General features: G+C 48.0%; 17 protein-coding genes and 1 riboswitch. Of the genes, 1 reads left to right on the forward strand and 16 read right to left on the reverse strand.

Annotation, left to right across the window (positions count from 1 at the left end; genetic code table 11):
• Positions 1 to 11: 11 nt before the first annotated feature.
• From purH to purE, 11 genes are all read right to left on the reverse strand, one after another.
• Entirely contained in the window at positions 12 to 1,550 is a 1,539-nt protein-coding gene (purH, locus tag BMW59_RS09095; protein WP_093050600.1) for a bifunctional phosphoribosylaminoimidazolecarboxamide formyltransferase/IMP cyclohydrolase, read from the reverse strand.
• A 1-nt stretch (position 1,551) separates the two neighbouring features.
• Positions 1,552 to 2,133 carry a phosphoribosylglycinamide formyltransferase gene (purN, locus tag BMW59_RS09100; RefSeq protein ID WP_093050603.1) on the reverse strand — a complete coding sequence of 194 codons (582 nt, stop codon included), beginning with the start codon at positions 2,131 to 2,133 and terminating at the stop codon, positions 1,552 to 1,554.
• Entirely contained in the window at positions 2,130 to 3,164 is a 1,035-nt protein-coding gene (gene purM, locus BMW59_RS09105) for a phosphoribosylformylglycinamidine cyclo-ligase (RefSeq protein WP_093050606.1), read from the reverse strand. Before purM ends, purN begins: the two co-directional genes overlap by 4 nt.
• A gap of 1 nt (position 3,165) precedes the next feature.
• On the reverse strand, positions 3,166 to 4,590 hold the full coding sequence (gene purF / locus BMW59_RS09110; RefSeq protein ID WP_093050609.1) for an amidophosphoribosyltransferase: 1,425 nt from the start codon (positions 4,588 to 4,590) through the stop codon (positions 3,166 to 3,168).
• On the reverse strand, positions 4,566 to 6,797 hold the full coding sequence (gene purL, locus BMW59_RS09115) for a phosphoribosylformylglycinamidine synthase subunit PurL (protein ID WP_093050612.1): 2,232 nt from the start codon (positions 6,795 to 6,797) through the stop codon (positions 4,566 to 4,568). Before purL ends, purF begins: the two co-directional genes overlap by 25 nt.
• Positions 6,781 to 7,464, reverse strand: a complete 684-nt coding sequence (purQ, locus tag BMW59_RS09120; RefSeq protein WP_093050615.1) for a phosphoribosylformylglycinamidine synthase subunit PurQ — start codon at positions 7,462 to 7,464, stop codon at positions 6,781 to 6,783. Before purQ ends, purL begins: the two co-directional genes overlap by 17 nt.
• On the reverse strand, positions 7,461 to 7,715 hold the full coding sequence (purS, locus tag BMW59_RS09125; protein ID WP_093051091.1) for a phosphoribosylformylglycinamidine synthase subunit PurS: 255 nt from the start codon (positions 7,713 to 7,715) through the stop codon (positions 7,461 to 7,463). The genes purQ and purS overlap by 4 nt, the downstream gene beginning before the upstream one ends.
• Positions 7,715 to 8,431 (reverse strand): phosphoribosylaminoimidazolesuccinocarboxamide synthase, encoded by a 717-nt coding sequence (gene purC / locus BMW59_RS09130; protein ID WP_093050618.1) that lies wholly within the window; start codon positions 8,429 to 8,431, stop codon positions 7,715 to 7,717. Before purC ends, purS begins: the two co-directional genes overlap by 1 nt.
• A gap of 109 nt (positions 8,432 to 8,540) precedes the next feature.
• Positions 8,541 to 9,836, reverse strand: coding sequence for an adenylosuccinate lyase (purB, locus tag BMW59_RS09135; RefSeq protein ID WP_093050621.1), 1,296 nt, complete (start codon positions 9,834 to 9,836; stop codon positions 8,541 to 8,543).
• 18 nt (positions 9,837 to 9,854) lie between these two features.
• Positions 9,855 to 10,988: a 5-(carboxyamino)imidazole ribonucleotide synthase gene (purK, locus tag BMW59_RS09140; RefSeq protein WP_093050624.1), complete on the reverse strand. Its 1,134-nt coding sequence runs from the start codon at positions 10,986 to 10,988 to the stop codon at positions 9,855 to 9,857.
• Positions 10,985 to 11,470 carry a 5-(carboxyamino)imidazole ribonucleotide mutase gene (purE, locus tag BMW59_RS09145; protein WP_093050627.1) on the reverse strand — a complete coding sequence of 162 codons (486 nt, stop codon included), beginning with the start codon at positions 11,468 to 11,470 and terminating at the stop codon, positions 10,985 to 10,987. The genes purK and purE overlap by 4 nt, the downstream gene beginning before the upstream one ends.
• Before the next feature lie 197 nt (positions 11,471 to 11,667).
• Positions 11,668 to 11,769, reverse strand: a riboswitch (purine riboswitch).
• Between the two features lie 26 nt (positions 11,770 to 11,795).
• On the opposite strand from purE, the gene BMW59_RS21620 reads away from it, so the two are divergent.
• A complete protein-coding gene (locus BMW59_RS21620; RefSeq protein WP_177174256.1) occupies positions 11,796 to 11,993 on the forward strand; it encodes a hypothetical protein in 198 nt (65 codons plus the stop codon).
• 214 nt (positions 11,994 to 12,207) lie between these two features.
• On the opposite strand, the gene BMW59_RS09150 is transcribed toward BMW59_RS21620, so the two are convergent.
• The 5 genes from BMW59_RS09150 to BMW59_RS09170 form a co-directional block, all read right to left on the reverse strand.
• Positions 12,208 to 12,411 carry an NETI motif-containing protein gene (locus tag BMW59_RS09150; RefSeq protein ID WP_093050630.1) on the reverse strand — a complete coding sequence of 68 codons (204 nt, stop codon included), beginning with the start codon at positions 12,409 to 12,411 and terminating at the stop codon, positions 12,208 to 12,210.
• Between the two features lie 4 nt (positions 12,412 to 12,415).
• Positions 12,416 to 12,955: a DUF2179 domain-containing protein gene (locus BMW59_RS09155; protein WP_093051093.1), complete on the reverse strand. Its 540-nt coding sequence runs from the start codon at positions 12,953 to 12,955 to the stop codon at positions 12,416 to 12,418.
• A 297-nt stretch (positions 12,956 to 13,252) separates the two neighbouring features.
• Complete coding sequence (locus BMW59_RS09160; protein ID WP_093050633.1) at positions 13,253 to 15,295, reverse strand: ATP-dependent Clp protease ATP-binding subunit; 2,043 nt, start codon at positions 15,293 to 15,295, stop codon at positions 13,253 to 13,255.
• A gap of 120 nt (positions 15,296 to 15,415) precedes the next feature.
• Positions 15,416 to 15,949 (reverse strand): isoprenylcysteine carboxyl methyltransferase family protein, encoded by a 534-nt coding sequence (locus BMW59_RS09165; RefSeq protein ID WP_245733025.1) that lies wholly within the window; start codon positions 15,947 to 15,949, stop codon positions 15,416 to 15,418.
• Positions 15,946 to 17,031: a type III polyketide synthase gene (locus BMW59_RS09170; protein ID WP_093050639.1), complete on the reverse strand. Its 1,086-nt coding sequence runs from the start codon at positions 17,029 to 17,031 to the stop codon at positions 15,946 to 15,948. The genes BMW59_RS09165 and BMW59_RS09170 overlap by 4 nt, the downstream gene beginning before the upstream one ends.
• Positions 17,032 to 17,398: the final 367 nt, after the last annotated feature.

The following is a 17,398-nucleotide window of genomic DNA, read 5'->3' on the forward strand; positions in this document are numbered from 1 at the left end:
CTTTCCCCCTCTTAATGCTTAAAGTGACGGACGCCGGTAAACACCATGGCAATACCGTACTCATTGGCCATATCAATGGATTCCTGATCCCGCTTCGAACCGCCAGGCTGGATAATACAGCGAATGCCGGCTTTCCCTGCCGCTTCTACTGTATCGCTCATAGGAAAGAATGCATCTGAAGCCATAACTGATCCTTCGGCTTTTTCACCAGCCTGTTCAATAGCGATTTTAGCTGCGCCGACACGGTTCATCTGTCCTGCACCGACACCGATTGTCATATCATCTTTGGCCAGTACAATGGCGTTCGATTTCACATGCTTGACTACTTTCCAGGCCATCTTGATCTGCTCAAGCTCACGGTCGGAAGGCTTGCGGTCTGTCGGAATAGTCACTTCTACATCTTCATAGCTGAGCGTATCCGTTTCCTGCATAAGCGCTCCGCCTGAAACAGTGGTAATACGCTGCTCAGAAGGCTGGTTCGACGACAGGTTCACGGTTAAAAGACGCAGGTTTTTCTTTTCAGTAAGGACAGCCAGAGCCTCTTTCGAAAAACTTGGGGCGATAATAATTTCAAGGAAGATCTCCTTCATTTTTAACGCTGTCTCTTTGTCTACCTCGCGGTTACAAGCGATAATGCCGCCAAAAATGGAGGTGGAATCCGCTTCGTAAGCTTTTATAAACGCGTCATAAATCGTATCCCCGATGCCTACCCCGCACGGATTCATATGTTTAATTGCCGCTACTGCCGGTCCGTTAAAATCCCGGATCACCGCGAGAGCCGCATCGGCATCGTTAATATTGTTATAGGAAAGCTCTTTTCCGTGAAGCTGTTCAGCCTTGGCAATAGAGACCGGATTGCCTAATGGACGTTCATAAAACGCAGCGAGCTGGTGCGGGTTTTCTCCGTAACGGAGCATCTGCTTCCGGTTGTATGTAACAGTCAGTTTTTCCGGAGCATCTTCCCCTGTATGCTTCGTTAAATACTCTCCGATCAAGGCGTCGTACGCGGCAGTGTGGCGAAACGCTTTAGCTGCCAGCTTACGTTTCCGTTCGATAGTCAGTTCCCCATCGAAATCTTTCAGCTCCTGCAGGACGGCCGGGTAATCTTCCGCATCTACAATGACAGCCACGTCCTGATGATTTTTAGCTGCTGAACGGATCATTGACGGTCCGCCGATATCAATATTTTCGATCGCATCATCAAATGTGGCATCCGGATTTTCAACCGTTGCCTGGAACGGGTACAAGTTGACTATTACAAAATCGATCAGGCCGATGCCCTGTTCGTTAAGGGCTGACATATGTTCCTCATTCTCCCTGACGCCAAGAAGGCCTCCATGAATAGCCGGGTGCAAAGTTTTAACCCTTCCATCCATCATTTCAGGAAAACCGGTGACTTCTTCAATTCCGATCACGTTGATGCCTGCTTCTTCAAGAGCTCGTTTTGTTCCGCCGGTGGAAATCACTTCTACCCCCATGGCCGCCAGTTTTTCAATGAACGGGACGATGCCCTGCTTATCTGATACGCTTACTAATGCTCGTTTCTTCAATTTATCTCACACTCCTCTGCCGTTCTTCGATCACAGTCTGGATCGTTTTTGGATACAAAGCGTGCTCTAATTTCTGAATCTTACGCTGCACATCTTCTTTCGTATCCGTCTCTTCTATTCTAACAGGTTCCTGGGCAATTATAGGACCCGTATCCATTCCTTCATCCACAAAATGGATCGTGATTCCGGAGATCTTAACACGGGCGTCAAACGCCTGGCCAATGGCATCAAGTCCTGGAAATGCCGGAAGAAGTGAAGGATGAATGTTAATAATACGCCCTTCATATTCTTTCAGCAGCGTCCTGCCTACCAGCCTCATATAACCTGCCAGTACCAGAAGCTCAATGCCGCGGGCCCGGAGTTCTTTTAAAATCGCTTCTTCAAACGCCGCTTTTCCATCAAAGTTTTTCGGCGAAAACGAGAAGACCGGAATGTCTGCTGAGGCTGCCCGCTGTTCAGCAAATGCCCCAGGTTTATCACACACGAGAAGTGACACAGAGGCATCAAGGCTTCCACTCGCGCATGCGTCAAGGATCGCCTGAAAATTGCTTCCGCTCCCTGACGCAAAGACTGCTATCTTCATATGTTCAACGCTCCTTTAAACTGCACACCTTCACCTTTAAAGATAGTACCGATTGTCACCGGCTTCTCTCCTTCTGCTTCCAGTCTTTCCATAACCCCGGATACGTCTGCTTTCTTTACTGCCATGACGAGGCCGATCCCCATATTAAACGTCTCGAGCATATCTTCATCAGTGAGGCTTCCTTTTTCTTTCAGCCACTTGAAAACACCAGGGACATCCCAGCTGTCCAGGCTGATATCAGCCCCGAGCCCGTTCCCGAGCATACGCGGCACATTTTCCACAAGGCCTCCGCCGGTAATGTGGGCAGCCGCCCGAACTACTTCTCCGCCAACGAAAGGCTTTAATGCTTTGACATAAATTTTCGTAGGAGTAAGAAATAGTTCCCCTAATGACTTGCCTCTCTCATCTTTATCGGTCCATGACAGACCTGCGTCATTGACAATTTTCCTAACTAATGAAAAGCCGTTGCTGTGGACACCGCTCGCAGGAAGGCCGATCAGTACGTCTCCTTCTGCCGTCCGTTCCGGCCCCCACAATTCAGACTTTTCTGCAGCGCCTACGACAAATCCGGCTACATCATATTCATTATCGTCATACAGCCCCGGCATTTCCGCCGTTTCCCCGCCTACAAGCGCACAGCCTGACTGCCTGCAGCCATCGGCTACTCCTGCAACAATCTGCTCCACCTGAACCGGATCATTTTTTCCGAGTGCCAGATAATCGAGGAAAAATAACGGTGCCGCGCCCTGGACAATGATGTCATTGACACACATAGCCACTGCATCTACCCCGATGGTGTCATGCTTATTCATCTCCTGGGCAATCATCAGCTTCGTACCGACGCCGTCCGTTCCTGAAACGAGCACCGGTTCTTTTAAGTTCAGCAAGGATAAATCGAACAAGCCTCCAAAGCCCCCCAGTCCGCCTATAACTTCCGGGCGCATGGTGGATGCCACATGCTTTTTCATACGGCGGACCCCTTCGTAGCCTGCTTCGATATTTACACCAGCCGATTCATATGCTTTCGACACGTTATTTGCCCCCTAACACTTTATCGTAAGGATGATCTGTTTCCGGAAAAATTTCAGTCGGATACTGGCCTGTAAAACAGGCAAGGCACTGCCCGCAGTTTTCCATGACTGCCGGTCTTCCAATCCCGGTCATCAGACCGTCCACACTTAAATAAGACAGTGAGTCAGCTCCCATTTCATCGCATATCTCCTGCTCAGTCTTGGACGAAGCGATTAACTCGCCTTTAGTCGAAGTATCAATCCCGTAAAAACACGGATTGATAATCGGCGGTGAACTGATACGAACATGGACTTCTTTTGCCCCTGCTTCACGAAGCAGCTTGACGATCCGGCGGGCTGTCGTCCCGCGTACAATCGAATCGTCAATCATGACGACACGTTTACCTTCCACGACCCCTCTGACGGCAGACAGTTTCATTTTCACTCCCTGTTCACGGAGCGCCTGTGACGGCTGAATGAACGTCCTTCCGACATACCTGTTTTTTATGAGGCCAAGCTCATACGGAATCCCTGACTCTTCTGCAAAACCGATGGCGGCCGAAATACTCGAATCCGGCACTCCTGTCACCACGTCCGCCTCAACCGGCGACTCGATGGCCAGCTGTTTACCGAGATTTTTCCGGGCAGCATGAACGTTGATTTCTTCGATGTTGCTGTCAGGGCGGGCAAAGTAGACATACTCCATCGAGCAGATCGTCCGTTTCGTTGACGGGGAAAAGGCTTCGATATGGAGCCCCTCATCATCGATCGTAATCAGTTCGCCCGGCTGGACCTCTCTTACAAACTCAGCGCCGATGATATCAAACGCGCACGTTTCCGAAGACACCACATAAGCATCGCCCAGCTTTCCGATTGACAGTGGACGAAGCCCGTTCGGGTCAAGCGCCACCATCATAAAGTCTTCTACAAGAACAGCCAGAGCGTAAGCCCCTTTTACCATTGTCAGCGCATTTTTCACAGAATCTCTGATACTCGGATACCCGCTCCGCTTAATAAGGTGGGCAATGACCTCGGTATCTGACGTCGTCTGAAAAATACTTCCCTGGTGCTCAAGCTGGCGTTTCAACGCCGTAGCATTAACCAGATTTCCATTATGCGCAAGAGCAAGGCTGCCGGTCTGCGAATTGAACTGGAGCGGCTGGCAGTTAATAAAGTCGCTTCCGCCTGCTGTCGTGTAACGGACGTGGCCAATCGCCCCCGTACCCGTCAGCCCGTCCAGAATGTCCGGGTTAAACACCTCATTGACCAGGCCCATACCCTTATGGATTTTCAGTTTTTCACGGTCGGTAACGACAATTCCCGCACCTTCCTGTCCGCGATGCTGCAGACTGTGAAGGCCGTAATACGTAATATGAGAAGCCTCCTCATGGCCCCACACACCGAAAACTCCGCACTCCTCATTTAATCCTTTGATTTCAGGTAACATGAAATGGCACCTCTCCAAGCGTCCTCCAACGGCTGGACGCGTTCATTAATCAGGGCCGCACCCTGTTTATCTTTCACACGAATCTCAGCAGCATCTGTCACCGTACCAATCGCTTGCGCTTCAGGAATAAGCGCCTCAAACGCTGCCTTGTTCTCTTTTTTCACTGTTAAAATATAGCGTGACGGTGATTCACTGAAGAAAGCAGACAGCACATCGGCGTCCGGGAGTGTTACCTCAGCACCGAACGGCGTTCCAAACGCCTTTTCAGCCAGCGCAACAAGGAAGCCGCCTTCTGACAAATCGTGGGCCGACTGTACGTTGCCGGACTGGATCGCTTTCAGTACGTCCTGCTGACGCTGTTTCTCCGTTTCAAGATCAATAACCGGAGACGGACCGAAAATCCTTCCTTCAGTCATTTTTTGAAGCTCACTTCCCGAAAACTCCGGCTTCGCTTCACCGAGCAGATAAATGATGTCCCCCGTCTGGCGGAACGACTGTTTCGTAATATGGTCCAGCTCATGGATGAGACCGACCATACCGATAACAGGAGTCGGGTAAATCGCTCCTTTACCTGTTTCGTTATATAAGGATACATTCCCTCCGATGACTGGTGTGGCAAGCGCTTCACACGCTTCACTGAGTCCGTCGGTTGATTTTTCAAGCTGCCAGAAGATTTCCGGTTTTTCAGGGCTTCCGTAATTAAGGCAGTCGGTAACGCCTAACGGTTCTGCACCTGAACAGACAAGGTTTCTCGCTGCTTCTGCCACAGCAAGTTTCCCGCCCTCATACGGGTCGAGGTAGATATAGCGGGAATTGCAGTCTGTCGTCATAGCCAGAGCTTTCTTCGTATCACGGATTCTGAGTACAGCCGCATCCGATCCAGGAGCAACGACCGTGTTCGTTCTCACCATATAATCGTATTGCTCATACACCCATTCTTTACTGGCAATCGTCGGCTGACGCAGAAGGTCTTTCAACGTGCCGGCATAGTCTGCTACTTCCGGGCGGTATCCCGCCTGGCTCTGGAATTCCTGGAAATAAGCCGGCTCTATTGACGGCTGATGATAAACCGGAGCTTCTTCCGCCAGTGCGTCAACAGGGACATCCGCCACCGTTTCTCCTTGGTGGATCAGTTTTAGGCGGTGGTCATCCGTTACTTGTCCAACAACCTTTGCCATAAGACCCCACTTTTCAAACAGGCTGATAAATTCCTGCTCGCTCCCTTTCTCAACTACAAGGAGCATTCGCTCCTGTGATTCAGAAAGCATCATTTCATAAGGCGTCATCGCTTTTTCACGCTGGGGAACGGCATCAAGGTTCATTTCAATTCCCGAGCCTGCTTTACTGGCCATTTCTGCCGAAGAAGATGTCAGGCCGGCTGCTCCCATATCCTGAATGCCTACAAGTTTCGGATGTTTCGTTGCTTCAAGACATGCTTCCACAAGAAGTTTTTCCATAAACGGGTCTCCGACCTGGACGGCCGGCCGTTTTGATTCGGACTCTTCGCTCAGTTCCTCGGATGCAAATGTGGCTCCGTGGATCCCGTCCCGGCCTGTACTTGCTCCTACGTATAAAACAGGGTTGCCGACGCCTTTCGCCTGGCCTTTCTGAATATCTTCATGGTCAATAAGCCCGACACACATTGCGTTCACGAGCGGGTTCCCTTCGTAGCAAGGATCAAACTGCACTTCGCCTCCGACAGTCGGAATACCGATACAGTTTCCGTAACCGGCAATACCTGAGACGACCCCTTCAAAAATATATTTCACGCGCGGATTTTTAAGTTCGCCAAAGCGGAGAGAATTAAGTAAAGCAACAGGCCTCGCGCCCATTGAGAAGACATCACGGATAATGCCGCCTACCCCGGTGGCCGCTCCTTCATAAGGTTCTATGGCTGACGGATGGTTATGGCTTTCAATTTTAAATACGACTGCCTGCTCATCGCCGATATCTATAATTCCGGCCCCTTCACCAGGCCCCTGCAGGACTTTCTCTCCAGTTACAGGGAACTTTTTTAGAAGCACTTTGGAATTCTTATAGCTGCAGTGTTCCGACCACATAACAGAGAACAGCCCCAGCTCGGTGTAGTTCGGCAGTCTGCCGAGAATGTCTTCTATCATTTGAAACTCTGTATCGCTGACACCCATCTCCTGGTATATTTTCTCATCTTTAATCATCTGGGGCGACGGTTCATGAAGTAATTGCATGCTGTTCCCTCCAATACTTAACAATCGATTGAAATAGTTTTAAGCCGTCTGCGGATCCGAGTAAATCATCCACCGCCCGCTCGGGATGCGGCATCATGCCCAGTACATTGCCGTTTTCATTCGTAATGCCGGCAATATTGGCGACTGACCCGTTTATATCATCTTTATAAGTAAACACAATCTGGTTGTTGTCCTTCAGCTTCTTAAGGGTGGTTTCATCACAGTAATAATTGCCATCCCCGTGCGCTACCGGAATAGTGATCGTTTCCTCATCTGCATAGCCTGTTGTAAACATCGTGGATTTATTTTTTATTTCCAGCTCCGTCTGTTTACAGATAAATGTCAGTTTAGCGTTCCGGCGCATTGCTCCCGGCAGGAGGCCTGCTTCAAGCAGCACCTGGAATCCGTTGCACACACCGAGAACCGGCTTTCCTTCCGCAGCCGCTTTTTCAACAGCTTTCATGATTGGGGAAAAACGGGCAATAGCTCCTGAACGGAGATAATCACCATAAGAGAACCCTCCAGGAAGCAGTACTGCGTCAAATCCTTCCAGACTCGTTTCGTCGTGCCAGACGTAGGCCGCTTCTTCACCGAGTTCATCTTTAACCGCATGGTACATATCTAAATCACAGTTGGAGCCCGGAAATACGATGACTGCAAACTTCATGAAGAGACAACCTCCTCTGTTTCATAGGTGTAATCTTCTATAACTGGATTAGCAAGAAGTTTATCGCACATCTCTTTGACCTGTGCATCGACCGTGTCTTTTTCAGCTTCAATTCGGAGAGTCATGACTTTCCCGATTCTGACCTCTTCCACCCCTTCATAGCCAAGGTGATGAAGTGAATTTTTTACAGCTGAACCTTGAGGATCCAGAACCCCTTCTTTTAACGTTACATAGACTTTAACTTCATACATCATTGTGTGTGTCCCCCTAGTCTCGAAAAAATAGTTTCATAGCCTTCCTGCAAATTGCCCTGCTGGAAACGGAATAAATCTTTATCAAATGATTCACCTGTTTTTTTGTCCCAAAGCCGGCACGTATCCGGAGAAATTTCGTCGGCCAGCAGCACATTGCCTGACGCATCTCGCCCGAATTCAAGTTTAAAGTCGATCAGCTGAACGTCGATGCTCTCAAAAATATCAATCAGCTGTTCATTGACAGCCAATGCTTTCTCTTTCATCGACTGCACTTCGTCTTCTGAGGCGAGCTTTAACGCCTGAATGTGTTCCTCATTCATAAGAGGGTCGCCCAGCTCATCGTCTTTGTAGTAAAACTCCACAATCGGCTTGTCAAAAGCCTGCCCTCTCTGGAATCCGAGACGCTTGACAAGACTGCCCGCAGCAACATTTCTGACGACTACTTCTACAGGAATGATCGTCACTTTGCGGATCAGCTGTTCAGTCTCAGAGAGGCGCTCGATAAAATGGCTTTTGATTCCTTTTTTAGCCAGCGAAGAAAAAATCAGAGAACTGATCTCGTTGTTCAGGCGTCCTTTTCCTTTTAAGACATCTTTCTTTTCTCCGTTAAATGCTGTGGCATCATCTTTGTACGCCACCCAAAGCACGCCGGGTTTGTCTGTTTCATAAATGCGTTTCGCTTTTCCTTCATATAAACATGCTTTCTTTTCCACGGTGAAACGCCTCCTGTGTATTTGAAAATTGGCAATTTTCTTTGTTCTGAAGGTGCAGTTGGCACCATTTTTCAGCAGCACCTGCCGGATGGCAGGCACCGCTGTTTATTTAATTTAACCCTAACCGTTCGAAAATTGTATCGACATGTTTTAAATGGTGCTGATAATCAAAGCAGTCGTCCAATTCTTCAGATGACAAATGCGCCGTAATACGCTCGTCTTCTTCAACAAGGCTTCTGAATTGAACCGCTCTTTCCCAGGCTTCCATTGCTTTCGGCTGGACAAGATCGTATGCTTCTTCACGGGCCATGCCTTTGTCAATCAATGACAATAACACCCGCTGGGAATAAATAAGTCCGTAAGTCCTGGACATGTTGCGTTTCATATTATCAGGGAACACCGTTAAATTTTTCACGATATTGCCGAATCTGTTCAGCATATAATTCAGGGCAATCGTCGCATCAGGAAGAATAATTCGTTCAGCTGATGAATGGGAGATATCCCGTTCATGCCAGAGAGCCACATTCTCATAAGCTGTCATGACGTGGCCGCGAAGTACTCTGGCAAGCCCTGTCATATTCTCCGACCCGATCGGATTTCGTTTATGAGGCATCGCTGATGACCCTTTCTGTCCCTTCGCAAAAAATTCTTCCACTTCGCGTGTCTCGCTCTTTTGGAGGCCGCGGATTTCAACAGCCATTTTCTCAATGGAAGAGGCGATTAACGACAGCGTCGCAACATAATGAGCGTGCCGGTCGCGTTGAAGGGTCTGGGTGGAAATCGGTGACGCTTCAAGGCCAAGCCCTTCACACACATGCTTTTCAACTGATGGATCAATATTCGCATACGTACCCACGGCACCCGAAAGCTTTCCTACCCGGACTGTTTCAGCAGCCTGGCGGAAACGCTCCAGATTCCGGTTCATTTCTTCGTACCAGAGGGCCAGCTTTAACCCGAAGGTGGTCGGTTCAGCGTGCACGCCGTGTGTCCGCCCCATCATGACAGTCGATTTATGTTCAACCGCTTTGTCTTTTAAAATGTCGATAAAGTTAAGAATGTCTTTTTCCAGAATCTCATTCGCCTGCTTTAATAAGTAAGAGAGCGCGGTATCCACGACGTCTGTGGACGTTAGCCCGTAATGCACCCATTTCCGCTCTTCCCCGAGCGACTCGGATACAGCCCGTGTAAATGCTACGACATCGTGCCGGGTCTCAGCTTCAATTTCATGTATTCTCTCCACATCGAATGCTGCATTTTCGCGGATTTTCTCCACGTCCGCTTTAGGGATGTCCCCCAGTTCCGCCCATGCTTCACAGGCGAGAATTTCCACTTCAAGCCACGCTTGGAAGCGGTTCTTTTCAGTCCAGATAGCCCCCATTTCAGGGCGCGTATAACGTTCAATCATCCAAATGCCTCCTAAGTATTAATCCTTTTTCCAGATGTGTGACTGGTCGATCTTTTCAAGTGTTTCTTCAAGATTATTTGTTAAAAAGTTAAGGTGGCCCATTTTACGGCCGGTACGTGCTTCTTTTTTTCCGTAAAGATGCAGGTGCCCGTCCGGAAGACCAGTCAGACCGTTCACAACATCCGGGACGTGTTCCCCTAATATATTAACCATGATGACCGGTTTCAGTAAATCAGTTTTTCCAAGCGGCCAGCCGCAGACAGCACGGATATGCTGCTGAAACTGGGATGTTTCACACGCGTTAATCGTATAGTGGCCCGAGTTATGTGGCCTTGGCGCCAGTTCATTGACATAAATTTTCCCATTTTCAGCGACAAACATTTCAACCGCCAAAGTGCCGATGAGATTAAACGATTCAGCCAGGCGTGTAGCGATTTGCGTCGCTTCTTCCTCCACTTCAGCAGGAATCCGGGCTGGCACAATGGACTGGTGAAGAATGTTATTGACATGAATGTTTTCTGCGACTGGAAATGTCGTCATCTCTCCTTTAGTGCTGCGGGTTACGATGACAGAAATTTCTTTTTCGAACGGAATCCACGCTTCCAGTACAAACGGTCCTTTGCCTTCAAGCTCGTCCCACGCCTCAGACAAACCCTCTTCCGTACGGATGACTTTCTGGCCTTTTCCATCGTAACCGCCTCGCGTCGTCTTCAAAACGGCAGGAAAACCTAATGAATCAGCTGCTTCTTTTAATTCACTGGCTGTTTCAACTTCCCTGTAAGGGACCACCGGCACATTAAAGGAACGAATTGCCTTTTTCTCATGGCACCGGTCCTGGGTAATGGCGAGAAGGTCGCTCCCCTGCGGCAAATACATTTGCTGTTCCAGCCATGTGGCTGTTTCAGAATCAATATTTTCAAATTCATAAGTAAGCACGTCACAAATCTGTGCCAGTTTTTCAGCGCCTTTTAAGTCATCATAGGCTGCTTCAACCTGTTCGTCAGCAACCTGTCCACATGGCGAATCAGGCGCCGGATCAAGGACAGCAATACGGTAGCCCATCTCTCTGGCGGACAGGGCCATCATCCGGCCAAGCTGGCCGCCGCCGAGAATTCCGATCGTTTTTCCCGGTTCAATCCAGTCGCTTCTCATATTAACTCTCCTTGCTGGGTGACTTCATGGCGCTTTTTTTCCCGCCTTAATTCAAGGTTCTCCTGCAGTTTCGCGTCATGAACGGCCAACTGTTGGGCAGCGAGAAGAGCCGCATTAATCGCGCCTGCTTTCCCTATAGCTACAGTGGCCACCGGAACGCCGGCCGGCATCTGGACAATCGACAGAAGGGAATCCATTCCTGAGAGGGCTTTAGACTGAACCGGCACCCCGATCACAGGAAGTGTTGTTTTTGCTGCTACCATTCCCGGCAGGTGAGCTGCCCCGCCCGCTCCTGCGATGATGACTTCAAGTCCCCGCTCTCTCGCTGTTTCCGCGTACTCAAACATAAGATCAGGCGTCCGGTGGGCCGAAACTACTTTGGTCTCCAGCGGTACACCAAGCTCCTTTAACGTTTCTACCGTATGTTTCATTGTCTCCCAATCAGATGTGGATCCCATGATAACGCCTACTTTTACAGTCATATAAGTACCTCCGAATCTATTTGTATATAAAAAAACGCATCTTATTGTCCATTCATGAGAGTGAGGGACAATAAGACACGTCTGGGATGATTGTACAATGTCAGATGACCGCACAATAAAAAGTGCGCATCACAGCAGGAGTCCAGTGCCGGCCAGTTCATTTGCATTATGCGGGCATCTGTCCTCTTATCACGTACATTTGTGTCCATCTCCCTCATAGTCCGCCGATTTACGGTCAGCAGGTAGAAACTTTCAGGCCGTATCCCTGATATTATATGAGGCAATGTCATTTTGTTGGTGGTTTAATCATACCAACAGCCGGCTAGTGAGTCAACCTAATTTCGAACAATTACTATTTTTAACTGATGATCGTTCGGGATTTGGGGCAGATATGTGTTTTTTGAAGAGGGACATTCCTCATTTGAAGGAAGGAATGGAGTGGTTCGCCGGTTGGGAGCGGGGGAGAAGGGGGGAATCGCTGATTGATGTGCTGGTTTCGCCGATAGATTCTGTTTTTCGCTGATTGATCCAGTTTTTCGCCGATTGAATTAAATTTTCGCTGATTGAACCCAGTTTTCCGCTGATAGGGCCCAACTATTCCCCCTCATTTAATAAAACCCCGCGCCTCCATGGCCGGGGTTTCCCATCAACACTATCATAAGACCTAATTCCACATATTAATAAGGAGATTTCCCTGAAAAAAAGACCGCATCAGCTCCCTGATGCTCTGCTTTCCCCTATTCCACCGGTTTTCCTTCAAAGACGATGCGCTGGCGGGCGACTTCCACGTCCATTTTTCCATTGCGCTTTACTTCCTTTAATACCGGTTCTTCCATCCGTCGAACCGGCATGTAGCCTTCTTTTGCCATTCGCGCGAGGCAGTCATCAATTGTTTCATTTTCTTCTACATAAAAGCGTTGTTTCTTCTTTTTTGCTGCCATAAAACTAACGTTTCACTCCTTTTAGCCAGAAGCCTCCAAAAAATGCTTTCGTATCATGGGAGATAATAAAAGCGTTCGGATCGAGTGCCTTTACCATTTGATAAAGCTTCCCTTCCGAACGGCGGGATGTCAGTATTTCCATCATCAGCCGTTCGCCTTCCCGTCCGTAGGCGACCCAGTTAGTGACGCCATATCCTTCGTCACGCAGCCGGTTCGGAATATCTGGTTCATATTCTTTCGTTATCACATTAACTGTAATATACCCTAATGCCAGTTTTTCTTCAATCTTCATACCTACCAGTACTCCTATGGCGTAACCGACAGCGTATGCAATAATATTTTCCACCCTGTCAAGATTGTCCAGGACGATGCCAAGGCCGATGATGTAAATGATTATTTCAACGATGCTCGTCAGGGCTGCCGCATACCGCTGGCCTTTCAGTGTCAAAATCATTCTTACGGTAAAAAGTGTGACATAAACAATATTGATAACAAGAATAATACCAATCATTCCAAGGACCTGATTTAAGATCGTCTGAAGCATCCGCCCATCCTCCTGAAAAAAAGCATTATAAGGCATAAAAAGCTGTATAACACCTTTTAATAAGTTTATATATAATAAACAGATCGTTATCTTCATTTAACGTCCGTTTCCTGCTATTTTAATTTCTTTTTGTAAAAATAGATATCAATTCTTTTCCAAAAATAATGCTAAAAAATGACAAATCCAGACTCTCAGTTAATTGCCTGATCATGCTGCAGCCAGTGATGAGAAAAAGAAAAAAGCCCCCATAAGGCTTAGTAGTGAGCCTTATGAGGGTCCTGAAATGTCTTTTCCTATTTAATTTACAGCAGTAACATGAATGTGGCCGTCTTTTATATCCACTTTACAGCTGCTGATATCTTCGCTGTCCATGATCAGGTCAACAATCTTGTCTTCTACTTGTTCCTGAATTGTCCTGCGGAGCGGCCGGGCTCCGTATTTTGGATCATGGCCCAGCTCCGCTAATTTTTCAACTGCTGGATCTGTCACTGTTAATTCAATTCCCTGTTCCTTGCTGTGCTCAGTAACTTCTTTAAGCATTAGCCTGGTGATCGCAATCAGGTCTTCTTTGCCGAGCGCATCGAACTCGACTACCCGGTCAATCCGGTTCATGAATTCCGGTTTAAAGTAAGCTTCCAGCGGCTTAGCATTTGTAGTCATCACCAGAATCGTCTCTTTAAAGTTCACTGTACGCCCCTGGCTGTCGGTGAGTCTCCCATCTTCCAGGACCTGCAGGAACATGTGCTGGACATCCGGATGGGCTTTTTCCATTTCATCAAGCAGAAGAATGGAGTACGGGCGCCGGCGAACTTGTTCTGTTAATTGTCCTGCTTCTTCGTGCCCCACATATCCCGGTGGAGACCCGATAAGTTTGGACACACTGTGCTTTTCCATAAATTCACTCATATCGAGCCGAACCATTGCCTCTCTGTCTCCGAATAACTCTTCTGCGAGCGCCCTGGTCAACTCTGTTTTTCCGACACCTGTCTGGCCGTGGAACATAAATGAGGCCATCGGGCGTCCTTCTCTTCGGAAACCTGCCCTTCCGCGGCGGACTGCTTTAGCGACGGCAGAGACTGCTTCTTTTTGTCCAACCACGCGTTCTTCGAGGTTTTGCTGAAGATTCTGAAGCTTTTCCTGTTCAGCCTGCTCAAGCTTTTGAACAGGAATGCCGGTTTTCTGTTCAATGATTTCCTGGATGTCCGATACGTGAACGACAAGATCAGTGTCAGTGGCTTTTTCAAGTTTTTCCTGAAGCTGCAGTTCTTCCTGGCGGAGTTTGGCTGCCTTCTCGTAATTTTCTTTTTCAGCAGCCTCCTGCTTTTCCTTTTCAATTGTCTTAAGCCGGGCTTCAAGCTCGTCTTTATTTCCTGTGCCTTCCCGTAAATTGATTTTGGCTCCGGCGATATCCATTAAATCAATCGCTTTATCCGGCAGCCTGCGGTCCTGGATATACCTGTGGGACAGCCGGGCACACGCCTCAAGCACTTCCTCAGGGTAAGTGACCCCGTGATAAGCTTCGTATTTCGGGGCGAGCCCTTTTAAAATTGCCACCATGTCTTCTACTCTAGGTTCTTTCACATCTACCGGTTCAAAACGGCGCTCCAGCGCTGAATCTTTTTCGATAATGCGGTATTCCTTGTACGTCGTGGCACCGATGACCTGAATCTGACCTCCGGCAAGCGCAGGTTTTAAAATATTTCCCGCATCCGTTGAGCCTTCTGTTTTCCCAGCTCCCACCAGCTGGTGGATTTCATCGATAAACAGAATAATATCCGGGTCTTCCTCAAGCTCGCTTACGAGCTGCTTCATTTTTTCCTCAAACTGGCCACGGTAGCTCGTGCCTGACAATAGAGAAGCCACATCAAGGGAAATGAGCTTTTTGCCTTGCAGCTTTGCCGGCACCTCTCCTTCATTAATTTTAATGGCCAGGCCTTCCGCAATCGCTGTTTTTCCTACTCCCGGTTCACCGGTTAAAACAGGGTTATTTTTGTTTCTCCGGTTAAGAATTTCTGCTACCTGGTTAATTTCCTTTTCCCTGCCAATAACCGGGTCGATTAACCCTTTTTTAGCCTGGGCGGTCAAATCCCTCCCGTAAGTCTCCAGGATGCTTTCCTTTTGATCTTTCTGCGGCTGCTGAATGGAGCATGAGCCTGTCTGCCCCTCGTTCTGCCCCTGTGAAAAAGACTGAAACGAGTGACTGTTTTGAGATGTTTTGTTTGCCTGCCTGCTTAATGCTTCATAACAGACTGAGCAAAGCTGAGCGGACTGTTCCTGTCCGTTTACATTGACGCGCCAAAAGATTGTCGCCTCTCTCTCCTGACATTGCTGACATTTCATTTTATAAACGCCTCCTTTTAATTATTTTTGACTTTGACTATATTTGACTATTATTTATTTCCAGTATAGACGGAACGTCAAAAAAGGTCAAGGATTTCCTTAACCTTTTTTGACCTTTTATTAATCTGTGTTGACGGGGTCAGACCCCCCAGTAATTCCCAGGGCTTTTTCTTCCGCGGGGATGCGGATGTAAAGAAGGATAAAGGCGTTTAAGAGGGTGAACACGAGTAAAGTAAAGTATGCCTGAAAGATTAGCGGCATGATGATCAGTTCGAGTGTAACGATAATGTAGTTCGGGTGGCGTATTTTTCCGTACGCCCCTTTTTCAACCCGTTTTTCTCCGGGGATCACGAGAATTTTAGTATTCCAGAACCTCCCGAGGGACTGAAGAATCCAGATTCTCATTCCTTGAACGACAATAAACAGCGCCAGAAATACAGGCCAGAAAGGATGCAGTGCTCCCGCTCCTGTCAGCCATTCCAGAAGCAAAGCGGCAAAAAAGCCTCCGTGGACAAGGACGATCCATTTATAATGGCTCCGCCCATGCTCAACCGCTCCTCTCTCTCTCATCCACCGCTCATTTCTTTTGGCGTAGATGAGTTCAACGATTCTCTGCACGATAACTGCGGTCCATACAACCCAGAAAAGCGTCACACGGCTTCCCTCCATTCCAGCAGCAGTATTTCAGAGCAGAACCCTGGCCCGAGAGCAGCTACCAGGCCCTTTTCCCCTTCGCTTCGTTTCTCTTTTAAAAATTCCTTAAGCACATACAAAACAGTAGGCGATGACATATTGCCATGGTCTTTCAGAATCCTTCGAGGGATGTCAGTCATGGATTCCTTGAAATTTAACGCCTGTTCATATGCCTGAAGAACTTTTTTACCGCCCGGATGCGCAACAAAGGCAGTTATCTCTTCCAAATCAACTGACATTTTTGACAAAAAGGTGGTGACGTTCGGCTTCAGCCAGTTTTCTATGACATGAGGAATATCCCGGGAAAATATTACGTGCAGCCCGTCATCCTGCAGATCCCAGCCCATGATATCTTCGGAATCAGGCATATGTGTAGACTGGGTTCCTGAAATGAAAGGAAAACTCCCCGGGCTTTCACTCACAGCCTGATCACCTGCCACAAGCGCACAGGCCACCCCGTCACCAAACAAGGAGGTCCCTACAAGGTTACTTTTTGAGCGGTCGTCTTTTGCAAAAGTCAGACTGCAAAACTCAATGCAGAGAACGAGCACTTTTGCTTCCGGAAAAGCAGCACAATAGTCGTACGCCCGGCTCAGCCCTGCCGCTCCGCCAGCACAGCCAAGCCCCCATAAAGGAAGACGCTTAATGTGGGGAGAAAACGACAGCTTGTTCATTATTTTTGCATCAATGGTCGGCGTGGATATGCCTGAGCTGGAGACAAAAATAAAAGCATCGATGTCTTCCAGGCTGCAGTCGATATACTTTGATGCTTCCTCGACACTGTTTTGGACCGCCTTAGTTCCCAGTTCAACAGCTGCTTCCACATACAAACTGTTTTTCTCGGAAAAAGTATGCGGTTCCAAATACCACTCTTTTGGTCCCATAAATTGTCGTTCCGTTATTTCACTATGGTCGAATACTTTAATCAGCCGGTCAATTTGCGGATAAGAAGATGAAAAAAGATTATAAACAAGTTCTTTAGTTTCCTGCTGGCTCATACGGTACGGAGGAATCTCAGTACTTACTGAAACAATTGCTGGCAAAGGAAGCCCTCCTTAATTATCTCGTGGTATATGTTTCCTTTAGGATGTCACATCCGCGATGTTATCATGCTTTTTATTTTCACTAAAGGGAGATGTCTGAAACTTCAAAATTTTACTGCATTCGTAAAGACTACTTTATGGTAATATTTTACTTAACAAGCATGGTATTTTAAATTGAAGGTGCTATTAAAGAATGACCGTTGATATTTTGTGCCTTTGCGTACTCCTGTCTGTAACTTAATTTTGCCGATTCACTCTCGGCGAAGGCTTATACCACAGGCATAAGTGCAACATCGTCGCAGGGATCTTCGGCTAACCCCTTCACGTCCTGTGAAAACGCCGAAGTCACCACATCCATGTGGAAGTT

The sequence above is a fragment of the Salipaludibacillus aurantiacus genome (assembly GCF_900111295.1).
Taxonomy (GTDB): Bacteria; Bacillota; Bacilli; order Bacillales; family Salisediminibacteriaceae; genus Salipaludibacillus; species Salipaludibacillus aurantiacus.